We start from the raw sequence: 26,043 nt of genomic DNA, 5'->3' as shown, positions 1-26,043 counted from the left end.
TCCTATGATTTTGTAATTTTATATTTAAATATTAATATTTAATTTCATAAGTTTTATTTAATTTCCTTAGTTCGTCTTTAAATTTTTCTCGAACCCATAAGGGTTCTATAATTTCCATGCTCCTAAAAAATCTAAAGGCAAGAGATATATAAAAATCCGGCTTAGTCGTTTTTACATCAATCATGTAGCTGTCATCCTCTTGTTTAACTTCACCATATTTAAAAAATACATAATCTTTTATGCTAGGGTATAAATCTTTTTGTATTTTTAATTTTATGAGTATACTATCTTCACTTTCATAGGCACTTCTAAAGCAACAGCTACTATAATAATTTTGCATATCAAAATCTTCTGGAGAGTCAAATACTTCATTTAATAAGCAGATCTTCTTTATTTTTTCAATATTTAAATGAACTTTTGAATTACTTAACTCTGAGAATGCAACAATATACCATATGCCATCTTCAAATACAATTCCATAAGGTCTTATTATCTGCTCCACTAAATTTGGGGATATACCCTCATCATAACTTACCTTTATTTTAAAGTTATATTTAAGTGCTCTTTTTACAACATCAAAGACATAAGAATTTTCAATATTAATATCATTAGATTTTATATCAAAAACTATTTTCTTTTGAACATCCTCAAAATCTTTTTTAAAACATTCATTTACAATATTCTCAATCTTTAAAAATGCAGAATTAGCAAAAGCAGCATAACCTGGAATATTAATTATATCCACTATTTTTTTAGCTAGAAGCAGAGCAAAAACTTCATCCTTATTAAACATTATTGGTGGTATGAAATAATCATCTAATAGTTCATAGCCTCCTTCACTGCCTGGATAAGATACCACAGGCACATTGATTTCGCTTAGAGCCTGCATATCTCTGTAAATAGTCCTAATATCAACTTCAAAAGTTTCTGACAACTCTTTTGCAGTCATTTTTTTCTTGTTCTTTAAGGCTAAAATTATAGCCATTAATCGTTCTATTTTCTGCATATCAAATCACCATGTATGAAAATGTACTTTTGCTTCATTATATCTACTTGCTAGTGCTTTTTTTTCTGCAGGATAGCCGATGGATATAATGGAAACAGGAATTATTTCTTCTGGCAGTCCTAATATATCTTGAACATTTTTAGTTCTTGGCTCTACAGGGTATATACTGATCCAAACTGCACCGAGTCCTTTTGAATGAGCAGCTAGTAGTATATTCTGAGTTGCAGCGGAACAATCCTGAACCCAAAGGTTAGGGCTTTCTTTATAAACATTTAAATCTGCACAAACTGCTATAGCTACTGAAGCACCTTTAAGTGGAACTGCAGCTTGCTTTTCTTCGATTATTTTATTCATCTGCTCTTTGCTTCTTATCACTAAGAACTCCCAAGGTTGCATGTTATTTGATGAAGGAGCAGCCATTGCAGCTCTTAAAAGTTCCTTTATCAATTCATCAGAAACTTCCTTTTCTTCATATTTCCTTATACTTCTTCTTTCTAAAATTGCTTGCATAGTATCCATAATAGACCTCCTCATATTTCTTTTAAGTTACGAATAACTCGTAACCATTTACTGTCTTAACTAGCTTATATTAATAGTAACATAGTAATACTGACACAAACCTGTCAGTGTTACTATGCTACTATTAATATTTATATTTTGTAAATTGTTAGTTCTTTAATTTTTAATCAGTTAGTAAACATTTTTATTATATTATCTTTTAGAATACTGAATAATTTTACTTTTTACAATATTATTCAAAATACTTATCTGCAAATTTTTCAATAGCAAATTCAAACTTTATTGTAAATATTTATATTGGATAACTTTCGCCTAAAAAGGGAAACATAGCAACGTAAATAAAATTTTATGTTTATTGGAGGTAACTATGGCTAATATATTTGGAATTTGGGGCGATGAAGATAAAGATAACAATAACAACAAAACTGAGAATAAAACAGAGAATAAAACAGAAAATGCTGAAAATGAAAAACTTAGTCTTCGCCAAGAGCAGTTAGATATCAGTAAAAATAAGGTGCAGGCAGGCGAAGTAATTTTAAGCAAAGACGTTGTAGAAGAACAAAAAACAGTTGATATTCCAGTTACTCATGAAGAAGTTGTTATTGAAAGAAGATCTATTAATAATGAAGCCACTGACTCACCTATTGGCTCAACGGAGAGCATTCATATTCCTGTAAGTGAAGAAAAAGTTGAAGTTGGCAAACATACAGTAGTAACAGGAGAAGTTTCAGCTCATAAGCGTGAAGTTGAGGAAACAAAAAAGTAGAAGAAACCTTAAAAAGAGAAGAAGCTCGTATTGATACAGAAGGTAACCCTAACATAGTATCTAATAGTGATAATAATATGCAGTAAAAAACAATAAGACTAGGCACAAGAACACCTTTCAAATCGCAAAAATGATTTGAAAGGTGTTTAAAAAATATATTAATTTCTTAACTTATAATATAAATTCTTCAAAAGATAACTTTGGAGGGATTAATATGTCAAACAAATTATCATCTAATAATAATGGAATTTCTAACACAAATATTCAACTACATGAGGAGAAATTGGATATTGCAAAAAAATGGATACAAACCGGAGAAGTAAACATACACGAAGAAGTTTTAACAGAGGAGAAAAATATTACTGTACCTGTCAACCGCAAAGAACTTGTCATTGAAAAAAAAGATGCGGATGGAACTGTTGAAGCTATAAGAATACCAATTAGTGAAGACCGTATCGAGATTGTCAAACATTCAACAATTTTAGAAGATGTAAAGATTTTTAAACGTCAATACCAAGATATTAAACCTATTGAAGAAACATTAAAGAAAGAAAAATTACATGTTGAAACTACTGGTGATGCTGCAATCATTTATAATGGATCTGAAAAACATTCATAATTCACATATTATATACAAATACTTAATCATGGGTCACACTCTAAAGTGACTCTTTTTATATTTTGTAACAATAGATAAATTAAGTGCATATTATATACTGCATAAACACAGCTATATACACAAGATAACAAAACGGAGGTAGTAAAATTGAAAGTATCAGTCAAAGGTAAACTCTTTTTATCCTTTGGGATAATTATTATTTTAACTCTTACCTTAGGTGTATATTCTATATTTGCAATTAAATCAGTAAAAGACAAATCTAATGAAATTAATGTAGTATGGTTTAAGGGACTGGATACAGCATATGCAATAACTTCAGCAGCTGCAGATTTAAGAGGTAGAGAGTACAAGCATATACTAACCAGCGGCATTAATAATAAAGCAGATGTGGAAAAAAGCATGGAAAATTATAAAAGTATAATTAATAATAAATTAGAAGAGTATAAAAAAACTGCTGTATTAGATGAAGATATTAGGTTATACAATGAGGTTAAAAATGAATGGGAGGCATATCTTAATATACACAATAAAATCCTTGAACTAAGTAATGCCGGATATACCAAAGAGGCAGAAACATTAACTGTTGGAAATGGATTAGTTGAATACAATAAGCTTAGCAGAGCAGAAATGGATCTTATTAAATTTAACCAAGATAGAGCTCAACAAGCATATAGTTTAAACGAAGTAGTATATAATAGAGCTAAATTAATTCTTATATCAACACTTACAATAATAATTCTTTTAAGTGTTATAGTTTCTTATGTAATAGGTACTGGAATAGCTAAACGTTTAAAAATAGCCAACAATCTGTTAAATAAAACAGGAGGATATGATTTAATTTATGATCAAGAGGCTTATGAAAAATTTAAGAATTATAAGAGTCAAGATGATATCTCATTAATGCTAGGGATATTAACGAAAATGAGATCGGAATTAAGAGCTTTGATAAACAACATTAAGCAAAGCTCAAAAGAAACAGTTGAAAATGCTGAAAGCATATCCACTATAATTAGTGACACTGCTCAAGTATTAGAGGGTGTAGCAAAGGCTACCAACGAAATTGCCCAAGGCTCTACTGAACTGGCTAATAATGTTCAAAATGGTTCAGAGAAACTAAATAAGTTATCAGAGGAAATTGACAAAGTAGCAACTAGTACAGATATAATGAAAAATTGTATCAATATAACATCTAGCGCTAATAAAGAAGGCTTAGAATGTGTGCATAGATTAAAAGAAGTTGTAAATGATAACATTATGGTGAGTGAAAAAATAGCACACCAAATTAAATTATTATCTAGTAAATCAGAATCTATAGGCAAAATAACAGATACAATTAAATCAATTACTAGTCAAATAAATCTTTTATCTTTAAATGCTGCAATAGAAGCCGCTAGAGCTGGTGAACAAGGGAGAGGTTTTGCAGTAGTTTCAGATGAAATAAGAAAGCTTGCTAATGAAACTGCACTTTCAACTAAAGAAATTGAAGAAATCGTTAATGAAGTTAGAAGTGAAGTTGCTATAGTAGAAAATCAAATGATTGAGACAAGCCAGGTAATATCTAAAACCACAAATGCATCTAAAGAAACAGAAAAAGCTTTTGAATCAATTGATACTGCCATTGAAGATATAATATCTCAAATTAGTTTACTAATACAAAATATCTTCAATATCGATGAAAACAAAAATAAAGTTGTAGTTGCCATTAGTGAAATATCTGCAATAGCAGAACAATCTGCTTCTGCAACGGAGGAAATCTCTGCTTCTGTTCAAGAAGAAGCCTCTTCTATAGAACAAATATCTGACGCAGTTATTAATCTAAAGAATATCTCAACTTCTTTAGAAGAGTTGATAAATAAGTTTAAAACGTAAGTATAGATATCCAACTTAGGTGCTTGACTTGTTATCGGTATTTATAGGGGTACCTCTTTTGTACTGTCAAATGTGCCCCTATGAATACCTATGATTAAGTCAATTACTGAAGTTGTTTATCTATATATGTACTGTTAAAGTGCAAGTTCCTTCAATAAGATATTTCTATCACCTTTAAATTCAAAGCACAGCAATCTGACGCCATCTTCAAAAACCATTAAAAATGATTGTTCATTTTCTGGAAACATAATAATAACCTCATCTACAAGAGCATTTAACCATCTGCCTTCTATTTTTACAGAAGGATTCAAAGGAATTCTAACTGCATATCCTCTATCTGGAATTGGATTAAATTTACTGTACAATCCATCTATTCCTTGAAGATAGCTTACAACTGTTTCCTGAATCTTAGAATTTGGTTGAACAATTCTCTCCACCTTACCCTGATTTATATTGAAGATTTCAATATTTTTATGTACTTCAGCATGAACATTTGTTGAAAGGGATACTATGATAATTAGACTAATAATTAATCTTTTGAACATCGCCACCACCTCATTGTTAATATCCCCCAAAGCATATCTAATTATTGATTTAATAATTAGAATTTTAGCTTACACATAATCTTTTTAAATCTATTTTTCTGTTTATATATCATCCTGCTTGTTTCTAAAGGACATGGAATTGTGTTATAATAAGTATCTAGCAAGATTTAGATATTTTTAAAACCTAGGAGGAAATGATTATGGCTATAAAAAGATATGAAACAAATAAAAGATGGAGCAGAGCGGTTATTCATAACGGAGTCGTTTATTTTTGCGGACAAGTTGCAAAGGAGCTTGTTCCAGACGTTGCTGAACAAACGAGAACAACTTTAGAGAAAATCGACGAGCTTTTAGCAAGTGTGGGCAGTGACAAGAGCAAAATCCTCTCTGCCACAATCTACCTTAAGGATATTAGCACGTTTAATGAAATGAATGAAGTTTGGGATAACTGGGTTCCAGAAGGATGTGCTCCAGCTAGAGCCTGCATCCAAGGAGCCGCTACTAATCCTGAAGAATTAGTGGAAATATTGATTGTTGCAGCTGTTGATTAAGCAATAAATCAAAGAGCATACATATATTTGTGTAAATCAAATATATGTATGCTCCATATATAGATAAATTAGGATTTTAGCTTACACCTAATCTCTTGAAATCACTTCTAGATATTCTTCTCATTAATAAAATCTAATATATCCTTAAAAGAACTTGGCTTCTTTATATAATATCCTTGTATATTATCACAATCCATTTTCTTTAGAATCTGAAACTGAGCTTCCTCTTCAATACCTTCTGCAACAACATTAATACCAAGTTTATGAGACATTGCAATAATCGATTCTACCATTTTTTGATTGTGTATGTTACTACTTATATCCTTAATAAATCCTTTATCAATTTTAAGTGTGTCAGCTGGTAACTTACCTAAATATGATAATGAAGAAAATCCAGTACCAAAATCATCAAGAGAAATTTTGATTTTTAATTCTTTAATTTGTTTTAGCTTAATAAGTACTTCTTCTAATGAATCAATCATAACATTTTCAGTTATTTCAATTTCTAACCACTCCGGCTTAATTTTAGTGGAGTTTATTATATTAGTTACTGTATTAAAAAAATTTGAATCTTTTAATTCAATTGGAGAAATGTTTACTGAGACAATAAAATCACATTTGTGCTTTTCATTTACTATCTTAATAAATTCACAAGATGTTTTTAAAATCCACTTTCCTATTTCGATAATCATTCCATTTTCCTCGGCAATAAATATAAAATCCAAAGGACTTACCTTACCAATATCCTTGCTATTCCACCTTACTAATGCTTCAAAACCTCTTATTTGTTTGCTCATATTAACCTGCGGCTGGAACAAAAGCATAAATTCATTATTTAATAATGCTTTTCTTAGTGCTTGCTCTATGTTCACTTCTTTTTGAAGTTTATTCTTCATTTTTGAATCAAAAAATCTATATGTGTTTTTACCATCTTCCTTAGCTGCATACATTGCCGTATCAGCACACTGTATTAGTTCAGAAATTCTAATTCCATTTTCCGGATAAATCCCAATACCTATACTTACTGTAATATTAATAAGTTTACCCATACATTCAAAAGGCTCAACAACACTTTCCATAATTTTTTTTATGCATAAATTTATTTTTTCCTTACTTCTGTTGTCAGGAACAACTAAAATAAATTCATCTCCACCTAAACGTATAAAAATGTTATCGCATGAAATATTTTTTTCAAGCCTTTTACTAAATTGATATAACAGTTCATCACCTAATAGATGTCCATAAGTATCATTTATTCTTTTAAAGTTATCCATATCAAAGTATATAATGCCTAGATAACTATTTGGATTTTCCTTCACTAGTCTTTTAAGTTCTTTAAACATAAATGCTCTATTGGGAAGTCCCGTTAAATTATCTGTGTATGCTATTTTCTTTAACTTACTATCTCTTTCTTTAATCTCTTTGGACATAAGATTAAAGTTATCAATTAATTCATCAAATTCACTATAGCTTTGCTTTCCAATATTATCATAGTATTCTCCTGATGCAATTCTCTTTGTTTGATCATTCAACTCTTTAATAGCATAAACAATTTCATTTGCCCTTACAAAAGTAAGAATTGTAGAAATAACTAGGCACACTATTAGCAAAACAATCAATAATAAAATTAAATTTTTAACTACTAGATACACCTCATTTGAAGGTTCATACACTATAACATACCATCCAGTTAACTTTATTCTGGAGATATTTACAAAGATCTTATTGCCATTATAATTTAAAGTAGCATGATTAATATGTTTTGCAATCATATCCTTAATTTCATCAAAATTTGGCTCCAACTTTCTTTCATTAGCCAAATTAGGATTTTTGTTTGAAATAAAAATACCATGTTCATCTGTTATTGCAACTGTTACTTTATTGCCAAAATCCTTGATAAAATCACCTGATAGTTCTCTTATTCTATTCAAGTTTAAGTAACCAACAATTATCTTATCTTCACTTGATAAGGCTAATGTAATAGTTGGCTGATTTGTAACTATGGAAATGCTCGGTTGGGACCAATATACTTTATTATTTTTATTCACATATTTAAAAAAATCTTGTCCAAATCTATCCTCCCCTATAGTGTTTGTCGTTAATGGAGTAGCATATACTACTTTGCCTTTATTATTTATAATTTCAATTCTTTGAAAAAAATAATGACTAGCATCTATCTTTTCTAAAGTAATATTTTTATAATTTCCACCATTATCTTTTAACATTAACTCTATATTCTTAAGTATCTCAAGTGGTTCATCTAAAGTCTTATCCATATAGCTTGTAAAAGTATTTACTATAATAGAATTTTTCTCTACAGTATCATTGTAAAAATAATTTATTATATTTAAGCTAATAAAATATCCCAAAAGCATAATAGGAAACACAATAGCTATAAGATTGCCTTCAACTATTGAGAGCCACAATCGTTTCCTTTTCTTAATTTTCATTTTTCTACCACCTTAGTAAATTTGCCATTTATAATATGATAAATGTAGTTTGTCCGTTCTGCATCTCCATAAGCATTAATATAAATTTCTCCCTGAATGCCTTTATATCTTGATTTTTTAATAATTCCAGATTTTAATGTATCCGATTTTAAATTAGGAGAGTTTTTTATTGCATCTGCTAGTACTTTTATAGCTTCATAAGAAAATATTGATGAAAATGTAGGTTGACTTCCAAACTTGTCTACATATCTTTTCTTAAATCTTAAGTAATCTTCAGAATTAGAGTTATAGTCAACAAAATTTACGCCATAAGCTCCTTCTACTGTTTGGCCTCCTTGCTCTAGCAAATCATTTGTCATAGCCCATGTTGGAATAAATATCTGCAATTTTACATCTTCTTTTTTTATCTTCTGACACCAAAGAGCAACCTCATCTGCAGACCCTAAAATTAAAATCCCCTGTGCCCCTGAAGAAACTATCTCTCTTATAAAATAAGAAAATTGATCTTGTTTATTAATGCTGAACTGTGCAGCATAGGAAACTCGACCATTTAACTTTTCATACATAGCTTCAAAATCATTCTTCCAGCTCTCTGTAAATGCTCTATTATCTTCTTCATATAATATTGCAACCTTAGAAATATTTTTATTAATCATTGTTTTTGCAATAGAGTCCGCCTGTTGCTTATTTTCTGGAATCATTCTAATAAAATAATCATCTTTGTTAGAAAGCCCATCTACTGCTATAGTAGGGCTAATCATTAGTATTTTACTTTCATTAATATAAGGAACTGTTAATTCTGACATGGAGCTTGTCATATGTCCAATAATTGCTGTGCAGCCTTCTTTTACTAAATCTTTATCAACTTGAAGCGCTGTATTCTTATCATTCTTATCGTCCTTTGATACTAACTCTAACTTTCTGCCATTAATTCCACCACTTTCATTGATTTCTTCAACAGCAAGAGTCGCACCATACATTCCATTTACGCCTAGTTCCGAGTTTCTGCCTGTAAGTCCACCTGCATATCCTATTTTAATAGACTTATTGCTGCAACCGGTTAAACTAGAAACTAGAATTATGATACTTATTATAGCTAAACAAATTCGTTTAGTCATAATCACAGCCCTCCTTTCTACATAACATATATATACGAAACCTGTAAAATGTAATTACTCACTGCACTGCACAAATTACAATAGCTCAAGAATCTTTTCATATTTAAACTCCGCTGCCAATTTCTTTAGGTTTTCAATTTCTTTGATGTTAACTTCATTTATATTGCTTATTAGTTCATTTATGTCATCAACATCTCCATCTAATATTGCTTCTTTTAATCTTAACTTAGTTTCTTTATCTAAAGAGCATGCTTCTTTTTCATTAGATGGAATATCATTATTTTCATTTTGTCCAAGCTTTATATAACTTTTCTCTTTACAGTTACTTGCAATAGTAACTGGTATAAAAAAGCTAAACTCTGAACCTTTTCCATATGTACTTTTTAAAGTAATGCTTCCCTCTAAAAGTTCAACAAATTCTTTTGTTATAGTTAGCCCTAAACCAGTGCCACCTTTAGAGTATTTTGTGTCATATACTTGAGTAAAATCATCAAAAATTTTATCCTGATTTTCCATTGCTATACCTATGCCAGTGTCTTTCACCGCTACGTATAATAAGCTATTGTTCTGTTCATTCTTACTATTTATTACTACAGATACGCTGCCTTTGTCTGTAAATTTTATGGCATTTCCAATTAAATTAATCAATACTTGTCGAAGCTTTAGTTCATCAGTAATTATGAGCTCTGGAACATCATCATCAATAAAAAAATTCAAATAGATGTTCTTGTCCTTAGCTTTCAAATAGAATATATTTCTCAAATCTTTTATTAACATATACATATTAAATTCACTTAGATTTATAGAAGCTTTACCCGCTTCTATCTTTGAGATTTCAAGTATCTCATTTATCATTTTTAATAAATGCTCACCAGTACGATTTATAGTTTCAACCTTTCTCTTTTGCTCCCCTGATAAATTGTTGTCACTTAATAATAATCCTGAAAAACCAAGAATAGCATTTAAAGGTGTTCTTATTTCGTGACTCATATTTGCAAGAAAAGCACTTTTTGCTCTATTAGCACTTTCTGCTTCTATTTTAGACTTTATTAGCTCTTCTTCTATGAGTTTTCTTTTAGTTATATCTTCTTTAACAGCTACAAAGTGCGTTATTTTTCCCTGTGAATTGATAATCGGTGAGATTGAAGATTCTTCCCAATATATTTCTCCATTTTTTTTCTTATTTTTAAAAGTTCCTTTCCATATTTCACCTTTCAAAATGGTACCCCATAGGTTTTTATAGAACTCTCTAGTTCCTTCACCAGAACTTTGAATCTTTGGATTTTTACCTAAAGCTTCTTCTTTTTTATAACCAGATATTATTTCAAAGGCAGGATTTACATACTCAATAATTCCATTCTTATCTGTAACTACTATACTTACAGGACAATAAAATACTGCTTGAGCTTGCTTTTTTAACTCTAATTCATTTTTCTTATTGCCAGTTATATCATTGACGACACTTACAAAATATTTAGGATTTTTATCATTATCACGAACTAAAGAAACAGTTATGTTAACCCATATAATAGAACCATCCTTACGTATATATCTTTTCTCTATGTTGTAGCCATTGATTTTACCTGTAAGAAGATCATTTATATAATTTAAATCTGCATCTATATCTTCTGGATAAGTAATATCCTTAAAAGATTTTTCTTTTAACTCTTCTTCACTGTATCCGGTGATTTTGCAAAAAGGCTTATTAATCATTAAAAATATTCCATCCGGTGATACCTCTGCAATACCTACTCCTGATAGTTCAAATATACTTTTATAAAACTTTTCACTTTCTTTAACTACCTTTTCTCTTTTTTTCTCATCTTCAAATATAATATTGCTTTTATATGATTTTTCTTTTTTAAATAATCCTCTTTCTTTTGCTTCGTCCCTTATACTCTCACTCATTTTTATTATATATCTCCCATATTTCCTCTTATTTTATTAAACTCTTTTTCCACATTCAAAAGGCCTCTATAATAATGGGATCAAAATGTTTACCTCTACCTTCTAATATAATTTTCACACTTTTTTCATGTGAAAAAGAGTTCTTGTAAACTCTCTTAGAACGTAAAGCATCATATACATCTGCTACCGCCATAATCCTTGCGCTTAATGGTATATCAGTTCCACCAATCCCCATCGGATATCCACTACCATCCCATTTTTCGTGATGTCCACCAGCAATCTCAGTTCCCATTTTTAAAAAACTGTTTTTAGTTAATTTATTATAAGCATCCTTTAAGTAATCTCTTCCAATTTCTGCATGAGTTTTCATTATTTCAAATTCTTCTGGAGTTAACTTACCAGGCTTTAAGAGAATTCTATCAGGTATTGCTATTTTCCCTATATCATGTAGTGGAGAGGAGTTAAAGATATTAATAATAAAGTTATCGTCAATTATATTTTTAAATTCATCTTTTTTTGCAGTTCTTCTGCAATTATTTTACAAAAATTTTGAGTTCTTTCAATGTGTCTTCCAGTATCATCATCTCTTGCTTCTGCAAGCTTTGTCATAGCTGCAATTATTGATAAATGCCCTTTGGAAATTTCCTTTACCTGTTCTGATACAACTCTTTCCAATTCAGAATTGTATCTTTCTATCTTCTTTTGCAAATATCTTATAGTTAAATGAGCTTTTACTCTAGCTCCAATTTCTCTTGAATCAAAAGGCTTGGACACATAATCAACACCACCTACTTCAAAAGCTTTAACTTTATCAAAGGAATCTGATAAAGCGCTTACAAATATTACAGGTATGCTTTCAAATCTTTTATCTTTTTTTAGAATTTTACAGACTTCGTAACCATCTATATCTGGCATCATAACATCAAGTAAAATAAGATCCGGAGGATTATTTAAAGCTGCTTCTACTGCCATTTTTCCGTTAGGCAATGCTTTTATCTTGTAACCTTGGTTCTTCATTATATTTGCAAGCAGCATTAAGTTTTCAGAAACATCATCAACTATCATAATAACTGATTTTTTTATATCTTCATCCATTTCGATCACCTCTTTTTAGTTTTATTTTATTACTTTGCCTATATTATTACAATGACTATTACCGTATTATTCCTTCACATCGAAATAATTGGAATATCCTATAACTATAAACAACATTGGATTAAATTTACCACAGGTTATAAAATTACTTATTAACAGAATTTATCCGATCGCTACCATTGCTAACACCCCCATCTTCTATCAAAGTGGGGGATAAGCACTGCTACGCGCCTGGATAAGTTCTTCTACGGTTCAGATGGAGAAAGTCATCCTTATAAGCAAACTCCATCTGAACCTAAGAATCACTTGATAGATACCTAAAAACAGATTTTGATATAAACTTAATTATTTGAAGAATAAAAAAATAAACGGCAGTTAAATTCTAACTACCGTTTAATACTATTAAATTAACTTATTGTATATATTCATATCCTTTTTCTTTTCAGCTAGTTCACCTATCATTGGAACTATTCTAGTAAAATGCTCTGAGTTCATATGTCTCTCTAATACGTCTTTACTTTCCCACTCTTCAATTACAGCTAGTACTCTAGGATCTTTTTCATCTTGATATAGCTCATACTTTATGCATCCTTCTTCTTTTCTTGTTTCTCTTACTAGTTCCTCATATAATTTTATGACTTCCTCTACCTTGCCTTCATTAACAAGCTTTTTTGCTACAACTTTTATCATTTTACAAATCCCCCTCTTTTAATTAAAATATTTTGTAATATGTATTAGTTTTGCAAAATATTTTCCTTCGTTCGCTAATGAACTTTTACTATTTAAAAATACCATTAAAGTAATTTTTCAATATTATGTAAAGCCTTATTAATATTATCCTCAAATATATTACGTTCATTTTTATCAAAATTTTTTAGTAATAAATCTAAAAATTCATTTTCAATTTCATCTAGCTTTTCTTTTATATATATGGCTTTCGGAGTTAAACTGATGTATACACTTCTCTTATCTTCAAAACAGCAGCACTTTTTTATCAAGCCTTGGTTTTCATATTTAGCAACAATATCTGATAAGGATGATTTTGAAATCTCCCATGCATTTGCTATTTCATTAAACAACAATGATGTTCCATCCTCAGGAAGTATATAGAATAAGGAGATATGATTTCTTAATATAGGCAAATCTTCTTCCTTTATTCTTTTAGACATGTATCTATCAGATATTGAACACATTTTATCTATTTTTCCAATAATACATTTATGTTTCATTTTTTAACTCCTATTCCTTAATAAACAAATTAATATTATCACTTATAAAATTCTATGTCAATTTTCTCATTATAGTTTTAGAAATTCTTTTTCTTTTGTCTATAACTATAAAATTCTTTCTATGAATGAGTTACTCAAAAACATTCATTAGTAGCTAAGGATAAACTTCTTCTCTAACTTAAAAGGATAATAAGAAAGTTTGGCTTTTCTAAGTCCCTCTATACCTAAGTCCTGCTCTCTATTTATTATTTTTACATCACTAAAGCACATATCTATAAAGGTTTTATTAATAAAACTATAAACCCCTTTATAATTCATATCACCTTTTTCTATATGAATAACTGCCAACTTATCATTAAGTTTTTCTCCTAAACTGAAGGCTACTACCTGGTTATCTACATAGACAGCTATTCCTTTTAAATTGAATAAATTCATATTTTGAACAATTTCTTTTATAGCTGCAGTTTCGTAATAAAGCATCTTATCATTATTATTATTTTCTCTAAACCATTTTTCTGCAGCATTTATTACATCATCAATAATCTTATTATTAGTAATTTCTTTTACTTCATAATCATATTCCTTAACAAAAGAATTATAATGATTTTTTTTACCATGAAGTTTCTTCCCTGAAAGTTTTATTAGTTTATCAGCTTCATATAAATAATCAAAGTTATCTCTATCCTCTTTAATACAAATATCTTGTTCTTCTTTATAAATACTTTTTATTTTTTCCGCAAAATCTTCTTCTAAATCTTTAAATATATACTTCATATTATTTTCTCTTTGGTATTGTAATAAATATTTTAATAATTCCTTTAAATCTTCTTCTTTATACCCTAAAGGTTGCATGAAGTAATAATTTCCTTCAAAATCTTTTTTCTTTATAATCAGTGAATCCTTATATATTGCATACTGAATATCACAGGCATCTTTCCAAATATATAAAGTAGTAAATGAGTATTCACAACTTAAGAATTTATACGGATTTAAATATTTATAAAATAACTGTTTATCTTCTAATGCAAGCTTTTTAAAATCCATTATATCAACCTTTCTCAATTTATTTTCACACTTTTATACCCAATAACCATTATATAATATATTATTTTTTCTTATATTTCTTTTAAGACCTTACCCATTATTAATTACTTTTATATAGTGTTTTGATTTTAAACTATTATTTATATATATATCAAATTTAGTTCGTCCGAGTACGAATTAATGATAACCCTTATTTTCCCTATTGTCAATATATTTTTCCCAATTTCATATGCTTAAAGAAACTTCTTCTCTAACTTAGGTTAAGACATCTTCAAAAAAATAACTAGTCAGTATACTAGTCTATTTTCTTTCAGATGCCTAAAGTTATCATATTTACCGATAATAGATATAAGGCTAGCAAGTTCTATTGAATATAGATACTTTTTAAAGCAACCATAACAGAAAAAAGAGAGAAATATCTTTATAGTATATTTCTCTCTTTTGAATTTCTCTTTAAGATTTAAGGCATTTTCCCAATACACATTGGCTTTAAGGATTCTTTTATTTCCTCTCTATTCTTTCCTATACTAGCTTCAACAGAGGCGGTTAATGCTCCTTCTATTAATGCTGTATCAACTATTTCCACCTTATTCTTCATATATTCATCTAGACATTCTATAGCCATTTCTGCATTCATATATGCACTACCTAAATCAAAAAGTATAAGCACTCCATCCTCAGAATAAACTTCATTTATAGCATCAAGAATCTTGTCTACATCCGTGCCTAATCTTCCGTCAGTAGTTCCTCCAGCAGTAGCTATTTTACCCCCTATCGCCATTTGGCTTACTAATTCTTTTATTCCTTCTGCAATCTTACTGCTATGTGATACAATTACTATTCCTACCATATTCCATACCTCAATTCTTTTATAATGTATTTACATTTTGCTGACTTCTTCATAAACTGTATTTAATATTAGATAACTTGAAGTAGCTCCTGCATCTTGATGTCCTATACTTCTTTCTCCTAAATAACTTGCTCTTCCTTTCTTTGCAATGATTTTTTTAGTATTTTCAACACCCTCAAAAGCAGCACTTTTAGCTTTTTCTAAAGCTTCTATTGGACTCAATCCAGAAACTACGGAACTCTTCAACGCTTCCAATGCTGGCTCTATAGCATCTATCATAGTCTTGTCTCTTAGCTCACCTTTTCCCCTCATCTTAATTCCTGCTAATGCTTCTTCTAGCATCTTTATAAAATCATTTATATCAACTCTTTCTTTGCCAATTACTGGAGTTGCAGCTTTCATAAAGGCTGTTCCATATAAAGGACCTGATGCTCCACCTACATTAGATACTAATGCCATGCCAGTTTTCTTTAGAGTATCTCCTATATTACTTCCATTATCATCCTTTAGCTTTTCCTTTACAGCTGTAAAGCCCTTGCTCATGTTTAGTCCGTGATCACCATCACCAATAGCGGCATCCAACTCTGTTAAATATGCTTTATTTTCATCCATAACTTCGCTAATTTTATTTAATATTTGTATTAACTGCACTCCATTTATGCTCATATCATATCTCTCCTTAAATTTTCATAGATATACTAGTATTTCTTTAATAATTAATATACCTTTAATGCAGGAGTATCTGCTTTCTCATTTATTAATGTTTTTAACTCATCATCTAATTTCAATATAGTTACTGAACAGCCTGCCATTTCTAATGAAGTCATAAATTCTCCTACAAAAGTTTTATGAATTTTAATTTCTCTTTCACTTAACATTTCACTTACTTTTTTATTAACTATATAGAGCTCCATCAATGGAGTTCCTGATAATCCATTAATCATAACTGCAACTTCAGTCCCTTTTTCCACTGGCATATCCTCTAATATTTTAGTAACTAAATGCTCTGTTATTTCGTCTGATGTTTTTATAGTTTCTCTATGAGTTCCTGGTTCACCATGTATTCCCATACCTATCTCTACTTCATTTTCTGATAATATAAAGTTTGCCTTTCCTGCTGCTGGAACTATACATGAGCTTAATGCCATTCCCATACTACGTACATTCTCTACTACCTTTTCAGCAACTCTCTTTACCTCTGTTAAACTTGCACCCTGTTCTGCTTTTGCTCCAGCTATTTTGTGTACAAAAACTGTTCCTGCAATTCCACGTCTTCCAGCTGTATATGTGCTATTTTCAACAGCTACATCATCATTTACTACTACGCTTTCTACCTTTATTCCATCCATATCAGCCATATCTTTTGCCATATCAAAATTCATTATGTCTCCGCTATAATTCTTTACTATTAAAAGTACTCCCTCTCCACCATCAACAGCTTTAACTGCCTCATAAACTTGGTCTGGAGTTGGAGATGTAAATACAGAACCTGCTACTGCAGCGTCTAACATTCCTTTTCCTACATACCCTGCATGTGCTGGCTCATGCCCACTTCCTCCTCCACTTACTAAGGCAACTTTACCTTTCACCGGCGAATCTTTTCTTATTAATATGTTTCCAGCATCACTCTTTTTTAAATATTCTGGGTGAGCCGCTATCATTCCTTTTATCATATCCTCTACTACTAAATTAGGATCGTTTATCAATTTTTTCATAATATATTCCTCCAAAATTTTAATTTATTTTATTATCTATTACTTTGTACTTATTTGAATTAGCAAAATCTATGCCAAAAGAAAACGTTTTAAAATACCTATACTAGACATCTTCAAGAAAATAACTAGTCAGTATGCTGGTCTATTTTGCGTCATACTGCGTCTGCGGAACCTGCCTCCTTGTCTGACACAAAATATCCGTCACATCTTTGACTTGTTATTTTCTTTCAGATGTCTTAACTGATACTTTAGTTAATTATTGATACTTATTACCAACATGTTCATTTTAACCAAAGCACAACTTTTTCAATTCCATACAATTTTGCCTTTGCCGCTACAGTTTTATGTGTAATACCTAAAGCTTTCCCTGCAGCATTATAGCTGCCATATTTTTTTAGCGCTTTTTCTATGACGATCTTTTCATACTCCGCTAAAGGTAGTATTTCTTCATTCTCCTTTATGCTATTTAATATGGTGTTAGTATTTAAGCATTCTACTTCCACTGTTTTTTCTTTTTCATCTTTAGGCGCATCTTCTTCCTTTATGTATGATGGCAAATCCTCTACCTCTATGTACTCATTATCAGTGAGAGCAACAATTCTTTCTATCAGATTCTCTAACTCTCTAACATTTCCCGGCCACTTATAGCTAACAAGTACATCCATAGCATCCTTACTTATACCTTTTATATTCTCTTCACCTTTCAACTTTTCAATGAAGTGTTCCACCAATAAAGCTATATCTTCTTTTCTTTCTCTGAGAGGTGAAATAATTATCGGTATTACATTTAACCTATAGTATAGATCTTCTCTAAAGTCTCCACCTTTAACCATTTGCTCTAAATCTCTGTGAGTAGCAGCTATAATTCTCACATTGACTTTTATAGTTTCCTCTCCGCCTAACCTTTGCAGCTCCCTACTTTGTATTACTCTTAAAATTTTTGCTTGAACACTTTTGTCCAATTCTCCTATTTCATCTAAAAAAATGGTGCCATTTTGTGCTAATTCAAATTTACCTAACTTTCTTTTTATAGCTCCAGTAAAAGCCCCTTTTTCATGTCCAAACAACTCACTTTCCAACAAATTAGCTGGAATTGCAGCACAATTTATTCTTATAAACGGCCCTGAAGTCCTTTTGCTTGAAAAATGAATACCCTCAGCAATTAATTCTTTACCAGTACCGCTTTCCCCTCTTATTAAAACTGTAGAATTACTTTGAGCTGCTTTAGTAGCTACTGCTAAAGCATCTAGCACCTTACCGCTTTTACCTTTAAATTTTTCAAAAGCTCTATGAGGCTTCCTCGTTCTTAAAAGCTGTTCTTCTAAATATTCTGCCTTTGCAGATACTTTGCTTAGTTTCTCATAAAGACCTTGAACTTCAGTTATATTCTTTACAACAGAAACTGCACCGCTCATTTCGCCATCAATGATTATTGGACTGATATTTGATACAATAGTGACTCCATTTTTCTTATAACTTATTGCTCCTGTTATAAACCTACCTGTATCTAATACTTTTTTTCTAGCCCCCATAGGGGATATATCTTTTACATTCTTATTTATTAAATCTTTTTCCTCTTCATTTAGAATTTTTAAGTAAGCTGGATTTACATAAGTTATTACTCCTTCATTACTTATTACACATATACCATCTTGAACAGATTCCAATATAAGCTGTAGTCTTTCTTTTAACTCCTTTACTTCCTTAAGTTCTCCTGTTATTTTTTCAAAATTAGAAATATCTTCAAAACTTGCTACCGCCCCTTTAGATTGTCCATCAATTAAAATAGGTGTTCTATTAGTTAATATTAATGAATCTCCTATTAATTGCTTACACATAAGCTCTGCTTTTTTAGTTTTATTTACAATATGCAACCTAGAGTTAGGTATCACATGGTAAACCTTTTTGCCAATTGCCTCTAAAGCGTTTATTCCTAAGATATTTTCTGCTGCTGGATTAAGAACAGTTATTACATCATTCTCATCACTAACCACTATTCCATTAGCCATGCTCTCAAAAACCTGTTCCCAGGTTATAGTGTTAGTATTTATTATGTTATCTATTTGATTTATTTCATTTTTATCAGAAATATCAAAGTCACCTTGAAGAAAATTACATAATTCATTAACTGCTGCTTCCACCCTTTCACCATAAGCCTCAACAATTACTTCTTCATTTCTTTTTACTTTTAAAAGCACTAAAGGCATAACACTTGTAGCAGGTATTTTGTTTCTATCTTTATATGTAATAAATAGTTCTACATTATATTTTTTTTGTATTTCACTAGCTTTGTGAACTACCATTGCAATAACCCTGGCATGCAATCCTTTTTCATGTTTAATTATTACAGATTGTTTTGCAAACATAATGAACTCTTACCTCGTTCCTTTAACAGTTTTTATGTTAATATTATACATGTTACACCTTACACTATCCAAATATTTAAATTCAATCCTCATAGGAAAAGAGAGAGATGCCTTTACAGTATATTTCTCTCTTTTGACCTCTGTATGATTTATTTAATTATATCTACATAGCCTTAATTGTAGAAACATATACCTTACCGTTTTTTATACTTACTATAAACTTTACAGGATAGCTATTAACATTTTTGAATTTTAAGTCTTTATATCCATAACTTACTGCAGCATCCTGTCCTCTTGGGATATATCCAACCTCACCACTGTGAGTATGCCTTTCTATAATTTTCATACCAGATTTTACTGCAGCGTTATATACAGTACTGCTTAGCTGACATATTCCTCCTCCAACATCTTCATTTGCTTCTCCATTTATCAAAATTTTGGCTTTTTTATACCCTTTACTATATTCTCTCTTTCCAACAACTCTATTAAAGGAAAAAGTTTCCCCTGGATTAAGTACGAATCCATTTATTTTTTGAGATGCAAGTCTTATATTATTAACTCTATTTTCATCACTATCTAAAATTGTTGTACTAAAAGTAGTTAATACCTTATTTTCGCTATCTTGTATTCTAGGCTGTTCTGGCCTTGGAGCAGACTTAGGCTCTGGAGTAGGTTTAGGTTCCGGAGCAGGCTTAGGTTCTGGAGCAGATTTGGATTCTATGCTAGCTTTAGGCTCTGGAATCAATTCAGCTTTTGAAGGTGGTGCTTGTTTCTTTTCTTGTGATTCGCTGCCTTTTTTCACCTGCTCACTATTACTATTTGGAGTGTTAGTACTGCTCTTTGGAGCTGATTTATTTGTTTTGCATCCTATAGAAAAACATATAATTAAAATTAAAATTGAAAATAACAAAATCAATTTATTTTTCCGCATTTTATCACCTCTAGAGATAATATTTGCTTATGTTTTGAATATAATACACAAAAAAGAAGCTACTTTTAAAGTAACTTCAACAAACCTCCATGAAAAATTATTTATGAATAAACTTACACCTAAAAATATAAACACTATCATATTTCGCCAATTCCTCAGCAGAAATACTGCTTCTATTAAATATATCTATAGGAGTACTTGAAACATTATCTCCTTCAACAATAAAAGCTAAATTTACTGGTTCCCCAATAACAATCTCACCTTTTTCCCTTGCTGAAAAGGAAGAGCTTGTATATATTTTAGGTTTTGTTATAACCATACTTCCTGTTCCTGATCCTCCTTTTGAACTATAAGAAAGTATCCATTTTTCTTCTTCTCTTTTTGTCAAACCACTTTGTATAGAAAATATAAGCGTACCTAATGGTTCATTCTTAAAATTTATTTGTGTACCAGATCCTAAAATTTTATTTTTAAATTTTCCATTTTCGTAATAATCAACCCAACATTCAACCCAATTTATATCTTTATTCTGAAGGTTTACGTCAAAAACAAATTGTTCAGCTGCACCAAACCCTCTTATCAATTGCTGTTCTTTATCTGTAAGATTAGCTCTAACAATTGTTCCATCCTTATGCTCTTTCTCTCCATCCTTATACTCTTTGCTGCAAGAGGGTAAAAATAACATAAATATAGTTATAAATAATAAATATATAATACTTCTTCCATTTTTGCGTAAAACATTATTCACCTTATCACTCCTTCAATTGTTAAGTTAACCTAATAAAAAACTCCAAAATATTATGAATTAATATTAATCTAATTTTTTAACCAAGCTGCTTATATTGCCATTAAAAAATTCAACATTTTTATCACTGCCTGTGATTGTTTTCGATAGCATATAGCGCTTTTTCAAAACAGAAAAAATGTATACTTTCTTAACTTTTCCTTTATCCACATAATGCTAATTAATTATAATTTTAACATAGAAATATCAATGTAGTCCTTAAATATATTTTGAAATTTTTATTGACTCTTATCTTACAGAATAGATTATTATATAACTGTAATCAAAGCATATGCGCATATATGAAATTATAACCTATTCATCTTAATAGAAAGGCAAGATTATACAATATCAAAAGCCGGTAAGATGATTATCATCCTAACCGGCTTATTTTTATAATTAAGACACAATTGTACTATATATTGTTTTATATTTTTAGAGATTTTCTTTTGAATTCTATCATTTATAAATATATCACTAATCAGATATTAATCTCTTTTCTCCTGTAATTTCTTGTATTGGTTTAATATTTTGGCTAACTTCAAGTATTCCAAGAAATTCACCGTTATCATCTCTTACAGCAAAGTATCTTATGAGTATATATAAATCTCCCATCTTAATCCAAAAGTCTTCGTGTTCCTTCTTACCAGTTCTAAGGTCTTCAGCTACTTGTTCAACTACATGCACGCTAGCTGGTGGATGACAGTTTTGAACCTTTCGTCCGATTACAGCCTTGGTTCTAATGAATATTCTTTCTTTGCTATTAGAAAAATATTTGACAACGCCATCCTTATCAACAAAAGTTATATCTACAGGTAGGTGATCAAAAATTGCGCTTATTTCTTTAGCCTTTAATATTCCAGTATCAAATTTTATATATCCCTCTGAATCTTCACCCGCAAGCTTTTTTTCCTGTTCTCTAGCTTCCACATCAGCTCTGACAGGTTTCCATTTATCTGCTGGACCAGTTAGGCAGTAACCTATACTATCGCTATCTGATTCAATTTCATACCACTCGTCTTCAGTTAAACTATCAAGGCTAAGAGGGAAAAGAATATTCTCCTCTTTAAAGAACATTTCCTGTATTTTATTTGTAACTTCATCTATTTTAGAGATAATGTTTTCCTTATTGTTTGAATCATTTTGAAGCATAGATTTTACTTCTTTTATGCTTGCCCTTATCTCATCATCTACTCCCCACATAACCTTTGGTGGCGCAGTAACTCCGTACTTTTCTAAATAGGGAAATAACAAATTTTCTTTTCTGCTGTAGTGCTTATCTAAATCCCACAACATATTAAAGTTTTCAATGAGTTTATATCTATTATCATTATTATCATTTTCTTTAAAGTCTTCTAAATTCTTTTTTATATTTTCATAAATATATTCCCTAACAGCCTCGTTTTCTAGCTTAAATGTATGAATAGGATGTCCAGGTGACTTATCAGGATGGTGTATTTCTTCTATCGATCCTTTAAATACAGCAGCATGGACATCACATAATCTTTGAATCTCCTCAACGGGCATTCCTTCTTTAATTAAAGCAGCTTCCATCTCTGATATCTCTTTTGTGGATATATTATGAACCAGATCATGAAACCTTTCCTGAACTTCCTCAGCATTCTTACCATTGTGAAGCTCATTAATTAATTCCTTTAACACTTTCTGTCTATACTCCCTGTTATTAATTATGTCGCTCATATCACTACTATCCTCCTCTAATTCCAACGCTTGTATTAAGCATATACAGTTATTATCTGCTTATACTTAACTAAATATTCTCTGTTCTTCTTTTCTAAAATGCTATTTTCGTGCATCGATGGTTTAATTAGAGTTTTAATTAAACTACTAGAGTATAATAATATTTGCATAAAGTTATTTAAGCACCTCATTTATATATCTTCGTCTACAGATAAAATAAAACATTACTTGTAATACAACATAAATTAATACTAATATAATTGATTTCTTTACTAAAAGATACATTAAGGATGAGTTACTAAACATAACAGAAAGATAATATAATCCTAATCCTCCCCCTAGTATTATAGGAACAAAGAATATAGTTCTTAACTCACCTAATAAAGTATTTTGTATTTCCTTATTTGTCATTCCAATTTTACTTATACTTTCAATTCTTTTACGCTCCTCTTCTATATCAGTTAATACTTTATAGTAAAGCACTACTCCTGATGATATTAAAAAGATTAATCCTAGAAACATCATTGAAAAGAAGAAAGACCCATTTTCTTTTAGAGACGCTTTTAATATTTCTTCTTTAAATATTGGTCTGTAATCTTTTACAGTGGATTTTCTATTCTGTTTGTTAACCTTTTCTAAATCACTTACTAAAGCATTAAATATCTTTTTTTATCACCCTTTTTTAGGTTAATTAAGTGATTTTTCGATATACTACTACCGCTCATCTTATTTTTAATCCTTATATAATCATTATCATCTATAATAAATGCACTTCCTGTATAATATATGTTAGTAGCATAATCATTAGTGAACGGTGCACTTATATATTCCTTTTTGCCTCCAGGTGCTATAAGCAAATTATCTTTATCTACAGTCTTAAAGAATTTTTCTTTTGACACTTTAAATTCTTTATCAAATATTTTACTTCTTTCTTCAACTTTTTTCGCATCATCAAAGGTAAATATTACATCATTATTTTTATGAGGGTTTGCCATCCTTTCTTTGATGACATTTACCTGAACTAATTCTCCAGATTTTACATCTATTTTTGTATTCATATGCTTGTTATAATTACTTTCACTAATTATAGAAGCTTTGTCATCCCAAAATTCTACTTCACCATCTATAACCATATACTCTGGAAGGTGCATATATTCTAAAATTGAGTACTTTTCAAGCTTTCCTCCATTTGCTTTTATTAGATTTTCCACCTCTCCAGATGAAATATTATTATAATTGTTTTCTTCTACAAACATAATTTCATAAGGATGAGTTTCATTAATTTGATCCTCTGCTGAACTATATAAGTTATAAGTAAAACCAATAAAAAATATGGCTCCACTAACTAGCAGCGATACTATATATAACACTGTTTTATATGCCGAGAATCTGTGAGAAAGATTTGCTAAAATTAACAGATTATTATTGTATAACTTTGGAAATAACTTTATCACATTTTTAAACAAAACTATAAAAGTACCTATTATAAAATAAGGACAAATTATTATGACTACTGCAAAAAAAATAACCATATTATCATTTCCATTAAAGGTTTGTTTGAAAAGAGTTTTAGGTAAAAAGTATAGTGATAACAAAAATATAATTAATGCTAATGTACCAAGGGTTAATCTCGATTTGCCTATTTCCTTTTTAGAAACGGACTTTATAACCTCAATAATCGATAGCTTACATATATAAATGTTAGTTAAAATTGTATTGATTATAAAAATTACTAAAAATACACCTGAACTCAATAAAAATGTTTTATAGCTTATTTGATAAATTGATTTTTCTATCATCAATATCTTGCTAACAATCATATAAAATAGTCTTGAGAAAACTAATCCTGTTATAATTCCTGCAAATAATGAAGTTATCACTATTACTATATTTTCAAGTAAAGTCATTTTTCTCAAATCCCTAGTTGTCATTCCTAAAGTTAAATAAACTCCAAATTCCTTCCCTCTATATTTAACAAAAGAAATGTTTGTATATGATATAAAGATTATTGAAAATGCTGCTATACCGATAAATGCCATTTTCATATTTTCAAATATAATACTTTTTCCTATTTCCTTTATTATAATATTATTAAACATTAAACTACCGTACATAAAAAGTATGGCCACAATAAAGGTGTTAACGAAAAAGAATGAAATATATTTCTTTAAATTGTGCTTTAGGCTTTTAAATATTATAGAAGAAAAAGTCATTATTCCTCCCCTCCTATAAAGCTTTGTATCTCTAATATCTTATCAAAAAATTTCTTTCTATCTCCAGCAGATGTTATTTCTAATTTAATCCTGCCATCCTTTATAAATATAATTCTCTTACAAAAAGAGGCTGCAAAAGGATCATGAGTTACCATAAAAACTGTACTATTCATTTCCTCATTCATCTTTGCTATGGTGTTCATAATACTATCCGATGATTTTGAATCCAGGTTCCCTGTTGGTTCATCTGCATATATTACAGCAGGATTATTAACCAAAGCTCTAGCCGCTGCAGCCCTTTGCTTTTGTCCACCAGATATATGATAAGGATATTTTTCTATTAAATCACCAATATTGAAATCTTCCATAAGCTTCTTTACTTTTTTCTCAATTATCCTTGGTGCTATTTTATCCAATATAAGCGGCAGTGCTATGTTTTCCTTTATAGTTAAGCTATCTAAAAGATTAAAGTCTTGAAAAATATATCCTATATTCTTTCTTCTAAATAAGGATAATTGGTCTTTACTCATTTTACTTATATCTTTATTATCAATAATAACTGTTCCTGAAGTGCTTTTGTCCACTCCTGAAAGAATATTCAAAAGAGTAGTTTTTCCACTTCCACTTGGTCCCATTATTCCAACAAAATCACCTTTGTTTACACTTAGGCTGATTCCGTCTAAAGCAACTAATTCTTTTGCTCCCTTATAAGCATTGTATATCTTTGTTAAATTATTTACCTTGAGTATCTCCATTCATTTACC

At 29.9% G+C, this 26,043-nt stretch carries 24 protein-coding genes and 1 pseudogene; 4 read left to right on the top strand and 21 right to left on the bottom strand.

What is annotated here, in order from left to right:
- Positions 1–31: 31 nt before the first annotated feature.
- Positions 32–1,006 (bottom strand): YafY family protein, encoded by a 975-nt coding sequence (locus RCG18_RS13060; RefSeq protein WP_308041698.1) that lies wholly within the window; start codon positions 1,004–1,006, stop codon positions 32–34.
- A gap of 6 nt (positions 1,007–1,012) precedes the next feature.
- Entirely contained in the window at positions 1,013–1,516 is a 504-nt protein-coding gene (locus RCG18_RS13055; protein WP_308042025.1) for a nitroreductase family protein, read from the bottom strand.
- Positions 1,517–1,892: 376 nt separating this feature from the next.
- On the opposite strand from RCG18_RS13055, the pseudogene RCG18_RS13050 reads away from it, so the two are divergent.
- The 3 genes and pseudogenes from RCG18_RS13050 to RCG18_RS13040 all read left to right on the top strand — a co-directional run bounded on the left by RCG18_RS13050 (position 1,893) and on the right by RCG18_RS13040 (position 4,779).
- Positions 1,893–2,377, top strand: a pseudogene (locus RCG18_RS13050) (YsnF/AvaK domain-containing protein).
- A 128-nt stretch (positions 2,378–2,505) separates the two neighbouring features.
- The gene (locus tag RCG18_RS13045) at positions 2,506–2,910 is read left to right on the top strand and encodes a YsnF/AvaK domain-containing protein (RefSeq protein ID WP_308041697.1); all 405 of its coding nucleotides are present in this window, start codon (positions 2,506–2,508) and stop codon (positions 2,908–2,910) included.
- Between the two features lie 147 nt (positions 2,911–3,057).
- Positions 3,058–4,779: a methyl-accepting chemotaxis protein gene (locus RCG18_RS13040; RefSeq protein WP_308041696.1), complete on the top strand. Its 1,722-nt coding sequence runs from the start codon at positions 3,058–3,060 to the stop codon at positions 4,777–4,779.
- A 134-nt stretch (positions 4,780–4,913) separates the two neighbouring features.
- Here the strand turns inward: RCG18_RS13040 and RCG18_RS13035 are convergent, their stop codons facing one another.
- Entirely contained in the window at positions 4,914–5,324 is a 411-nt protein-coding gene (locus RCG18_RS13035) for a hypothetical protein (protein WP_308041695.1), read from the bottom strand.
- Between the two features lie 194 nt (positions 5,325–5,518).
- Here RCG18_RS13035 and RCG18_RS13030 point away from each other — a divergent pair, with 194 nt between their 5' ends.
- Positions 5,519–5,875, top strand: a complete 357-nt coding sequence (locus RCG18_RS13030) for a RidA family protein (protein ID WP_308041694.1) — start codon at positions 5,519–5,521, stop codon at positions 5,873–5,875.
- A gap of 107 nt (positions 5,876–5,982) precedes the next feature.
- Here the strand turns inward: RCG18_RS13030 and RCG18_RS13025 are convergent, their stop codons facing one another.
- The 18 genes from RCG18_RS13025 to RCG18_RS12940 all read right to left on the bottom strand — a co-directional run bounded on the left by RCG18_RS13025 (position 5,983) and on the right by RCG18_RS12940 (position 26,034).
- A complete protein-coding gene (locus RCG18_RS13025; RefSeq protein ID WP_308041693.1) occupies positions 5,983–8,325 on the bottom strand; it encodes an EAL domain-containing protein in 2,343 nt (780 codons plus the stop codon).
- Positions 8,322–9,443 carry an ABC transporter substrate-binding protein gene (locus RCG18_RS13020; RefSeq protein WP_308041692.1) on the bottom strand — a complete coding sequence of 374 codons (1,122 nt, stop codon included), beginning with the start codon at positions 9,441–9,443 and terminating at the stop codon, positions 8,322–8,324. The genes RCG18_RS13025 and RCG18_RS13020 overlap by 4 nt, the downstream gene beginning before the upstream one ends.
- 75 nt (positions 9,444–9,518) lie before the next feature.
- On the bottom strand, positions 9,519–11,351 hold the full coding sequence (locus tag RCG18_RS13015; RefSeq protein WP_308041691.1) for a PAS domain S-box protein: 1,833 nt from the start codon (positions 11,349–11,351) through the stop codon (positions 9,519–9,521).
- A 55-nt stretch (positions 11,352–11,406) separates the two neighbouring features.
- A complete protein-coding gene (locus RCG18_RS13010; protein WP_374119139.1) occupies positions 11,407–11,778 on the bottom strand; it encodes an HD-GYP domain-containing protein in 372 nt (123 codons plus the stop codon).
- Positions 11,779–11,843: 65 nt separating this feature from the next.
- Positions 11,844–12,446, bottom strand: a complete 603-nt coding sequence (locus tag RCG18_RS13005; RefSeq protein WP_308041690.1) for a response regulator — start codon at positions 12,444–12,446, stop codon at positions 11,844–11,846.
- Positions 12,447–12,848: 402 nt separating this feature from the next.
- Positions 12,849–13,136, bottom strand: coding sequence for a putative quinol monooxygenase (locus RCG18_RS13000; protein ID WP_308041689.1), 288 nt, complete (start codon positions 13,134–13,136; stop codon positions 12,849–12,851).
- 104 nt (positions 13,137–13,240) lie between these two features.
- Entirely contained in the window at positions 13,241–13,675 is a 435-nt protein-coding gene (locus RCG18_RS12995) for a MarR family transcriptional regulator (protein ID WP_308041688.1), read from the bottom strand.
- A 147-nt stretch (positions 13,676–13,822) separates the two neighbouring features.
- Positions 13,823–14,722 (bottom strand): phosphatidylglycerol lysyltransferase domain-containing protein, encoded by a 900-nt coding sequence (locus RCG18_RS12990; RefSeq protein WP_308042023.1) that lies wholly within the window; start codon positions 14,720–14,722, stop codon positions 13,823–13,825.
- Between the two features lie 457 nt (positions 14,723–15,179).
- Complete coding sequence (gene dhaM / locus RCG18_RS12985; RefSeq protein WP_308041687.1) at positions 15,180–15,569, bottom strand: dihydroxyacetone kinase phosphoryl donor subunit DhaM; 390 nt, start codon at positions 15,567–15,569, stop codon at positions 15,180–15,182.
- 30 nt (positions 15,570–15,599) lie between these two features.
- Complete coding sequence (dhaL, locus tag RCG18_RS12980; RefSeq protein WP_308041686.1) at positions 15,600–16,235, bottom strand: dihydroxyacetone kinase subunit DhaL; 636 nt, start codon at positions 16,233–16,235, stop codon at positions 15,600–15,602.
- A 50-nt stretch (positions 16,236–16,285) separates the two neighbouring features.
- Positions 16,286–17,284 carry a dihydroxyacetone kinase subunit DhaK gene (gene dhaK, locus RCG18_RS12975; RefSeq protein ID WP_308041685.1) on the bottom strand — a complete coding sequence of 333 codons (999 nt, stop codon included), beginning with the start codon at positions 17,282–17,284 and terminating at the stop codon, positions 16,286–16,288.
- Positions 17,285–17,565: 281 nt separating this feature from the next.
- A complete protein-coding gene (locus RCG18_RS12970; protein ID WP_308041684.1) occupies positions 17,566–19,650 on the bottom strand; it encodes a sigma 54-interacting transcriptional regulator in 2,085 nt (694 codons plus the stop codon).
- Positions 19,651–19,813: 163 nt separating this feature from the next.
- Positions 19,814–20,581 (bottom strand): VanW family protein, encoded by a 768-nt coding sequence (locus RCG18_RS12965; RefSeq protein WP_308041683.1) that lies wholly within the window; start codon positions 20,579–20,581, stop codon positions 19,814–19,816.
- Between the two features lie 97 nt (positions 20,582–20,678).
- Positions 20,679–21,329: a hypothetical protein gene (locus RCG18_RS12960; RefSeq protein WP_308041682.1), complete on the bottom strand. Its 651-nt coding sequence runs from the start codon at positions 21,327–21,329 to the stop codon at positions 20,679–20,681.
- Between the two features lie 513 nt (positions 21,330–21,842).
- Positions 21,843–23,066, bottom strand: coding sequence for a DUF438 domain-containing protein (locus RCG18_RS12955; protein ID WP_308041681.1), 1,224 nt, complete (start codon positions 23,064–23,066; stop codon positions 21,843–21,845).
- A gap of 174 nt (positions 23,067–23,240) precedes the next feature.
- Positions 23,241–23,591 carry an FtsX-like permease family protein gene (locus RCG18_RS12950; protein ID WP_308041680.1) on the bottom strand — a complete coding sequence of 117 codons (351 nt, stop codon included), beginning with the start codon at positions 23,589–23,591 and terminating at the stop codon, positions 23,241–23,243.
- A 122-nt stretch (positions 23,592–23,713) separates the two neighbouring features.
- On the bottom strand, positions 23,714–25,279 hold the full coding sequence (locus RCG18_RS12945) for an ABC transporter permease (protein WP_308041679.1): 1,566 nt from the start codon (positions 25,277–25,279) through the stop codon (positions 23,714–23,716).
- Positions 25,279–26,034 (bottom strand): ABC transporter ATP-binding protein, encoded by a 756-nt coding sequence (locus RCG18_RS12940; RefSeq protein WP_308041678.1) that lies wholly within the window; start codon positions 26,032–26,034, stop codon positions 25,279–25,281. Before RCG18_RS12940 ends, RCG18_RS12945 begins: the two co-directional genes overlap by 1 nt.
- Positions 26,035–26,043: the final 9 nt, after the last annotated feature.

Source organism: Clostridium sp. OS1-26, from assembly GCF_030915445.1.
In the GTDB taxonomy this organism is placed as follows: Bacteria; Bacillota; Clostridia; order Clostridiales; family Clostridiaceae; genus Clostridium_AM.
The sequence above is the reverse complement of the archived record's forward strand: the minus strand, read 5'-3'. Positions and strand labels throughout refer to the sequence as shown.

Excerpts from the sequence above, each read along its gene's own strand:
- RCG18_RS13020 (WP_308041692.1), bottom strand. The coding sequence starts at position 9,443 with ATGACTAAACGAATTTGTTTAGCTATAATAAGTATCATAATTCTAGTT.
- RCG18_RS12955 (WP_308041681.1), bottom strand. The coding sequence starts at position 23,066 with ATGAGCGACATAATTAATAACAGGGAGTATAGACAGAAAGTGTTAAAG.
- dhaK (WP_308041685.1), bottom strand. The coding sequence starts at position 17,284 with ATGAAAAAATTGATAAACGATCCTAATTTAGTAGTAGAGGATATGATA.
- RCG18_RS13005 (WP_308041690.1), bottom strand. The coding sequence starts at position 12,446 with ATGGATGAAGATATAAAAAAATCAGTTATTATGATAGTTGATGATGTT.
- RCG18_RS13035 (WP_308041695.1), bottom strand. The coding sequence starts at position 5,324 with ATGTTCAAAAGATTAATTATTAGTCTAATTATCATAGTATCCCTTTCA.
- RCG18_RS13025 (WP_308041693.1), bottom strand. The coding sequence starts at position 8,325 with ATGAAAATTAAGAAAAGGAAACGATTGTGGCTCTCAATAGTTGAAGGC.
- RCG18_RS12970 (WP_308041684.1), bottom strand. The coding sequence starts at position 19,650 with ATGTTTGCAAAACAATCTGTAATAATTAAACATGAAAAAGGATTGCAT.
- RCG18_RS12965 (WP_308041683.1), bottom strand. The coding sequence starts at position 20,581 with ATGCGGAAAAATAAATTGATTTTGTTATTTTCAATTTTAATTTTAATT.
- RCG18_RS12950 (WP_308041680.1), bottom strand. The coding sequence starts at position 23,591 with ATGATGTTTCTAGGATTAATCTTTTTAATATCATCAGGAGTAGTGCTT.
- RCG18_RS12940 (WP_308041678.1), bottom strand. The coding sequence starts at position 26,034 with ATGGAGATACTCAAGGTAAATAATTTAACAAAGATATACAATGCTTAT.
- RCG18_RS13030 (WP_308041694.1), top strand. The coding sequence starts at position 5,519 with ATGATTATGGCTATAAAAAGATATGAAACAAATAAAAGATGGAGCAGA.
- RCG18_RS12945 (WP_308041679.1), bottom strand. The coding sequence starts at position 25,279 with ATGACTTTTTCTTCTATAATATTTAAAAGCCTAAAGCACAATTTAAAG.
- dhaL (WP_308041686.1), bottom strand. The coding sequence starts at position 16,235 with ATGAGCATAAATGGAGTGCAGTTAATACAAATATTAAATAAAATTAGC.
- dhaM (WP_308041687.1), bottom strand. The coding sequence starts at position 15,569 with ATGGTAGGAATAGTAATTGTATCACATAGCAGTAAGATTGCAGAAGGA.
- RCG18_RS13000 (WP_308041689.1), bottom strand. The coding sequence starts at position 13,136 with ATGATAAAAGTTGTAGCAAAAAAGCTTGTTAATGAAGGCAAGGTAGAG.
- RCG18_RS12995 (WP_308041688.1), bottom strand. The coding sequence starts at position 13,675 with ATGAAACATAAATGTATTATTGGAAAAATAGATAAAATGTGTTCAATA.
- RCG18_RS13015 (WP_308041691.1), bottom strand. The coding sequence starts at position 11,351 with ATGAGTGAGAGTATAAGGGACGAAGCAAAAGAAAGAGGATTATTTAAA.
- RCG18_RS13055 (WP_308042025.1), bottom strand. The coding sequence starts at position 1,516 with ATGCAAGCAATTTTAGAAAGAAGAAGTATAAGGAAATATGAAGAAAAG.
- RCG18_RS13060 (WP_308041698.1), bottom strand. The coding sequence starts at position 1,006 with ATGCAGAAAATAGAACGATTAATGGCTATAATTTTAGCCTTAAAGAAC.
- RCG18_RS13045 (WP_308041697.1), top strand. The coding sequence starts at position 2,506 with ATGTCAAACAAATTATCATCTAATAATAATGGAATTTCTAACACAAAT.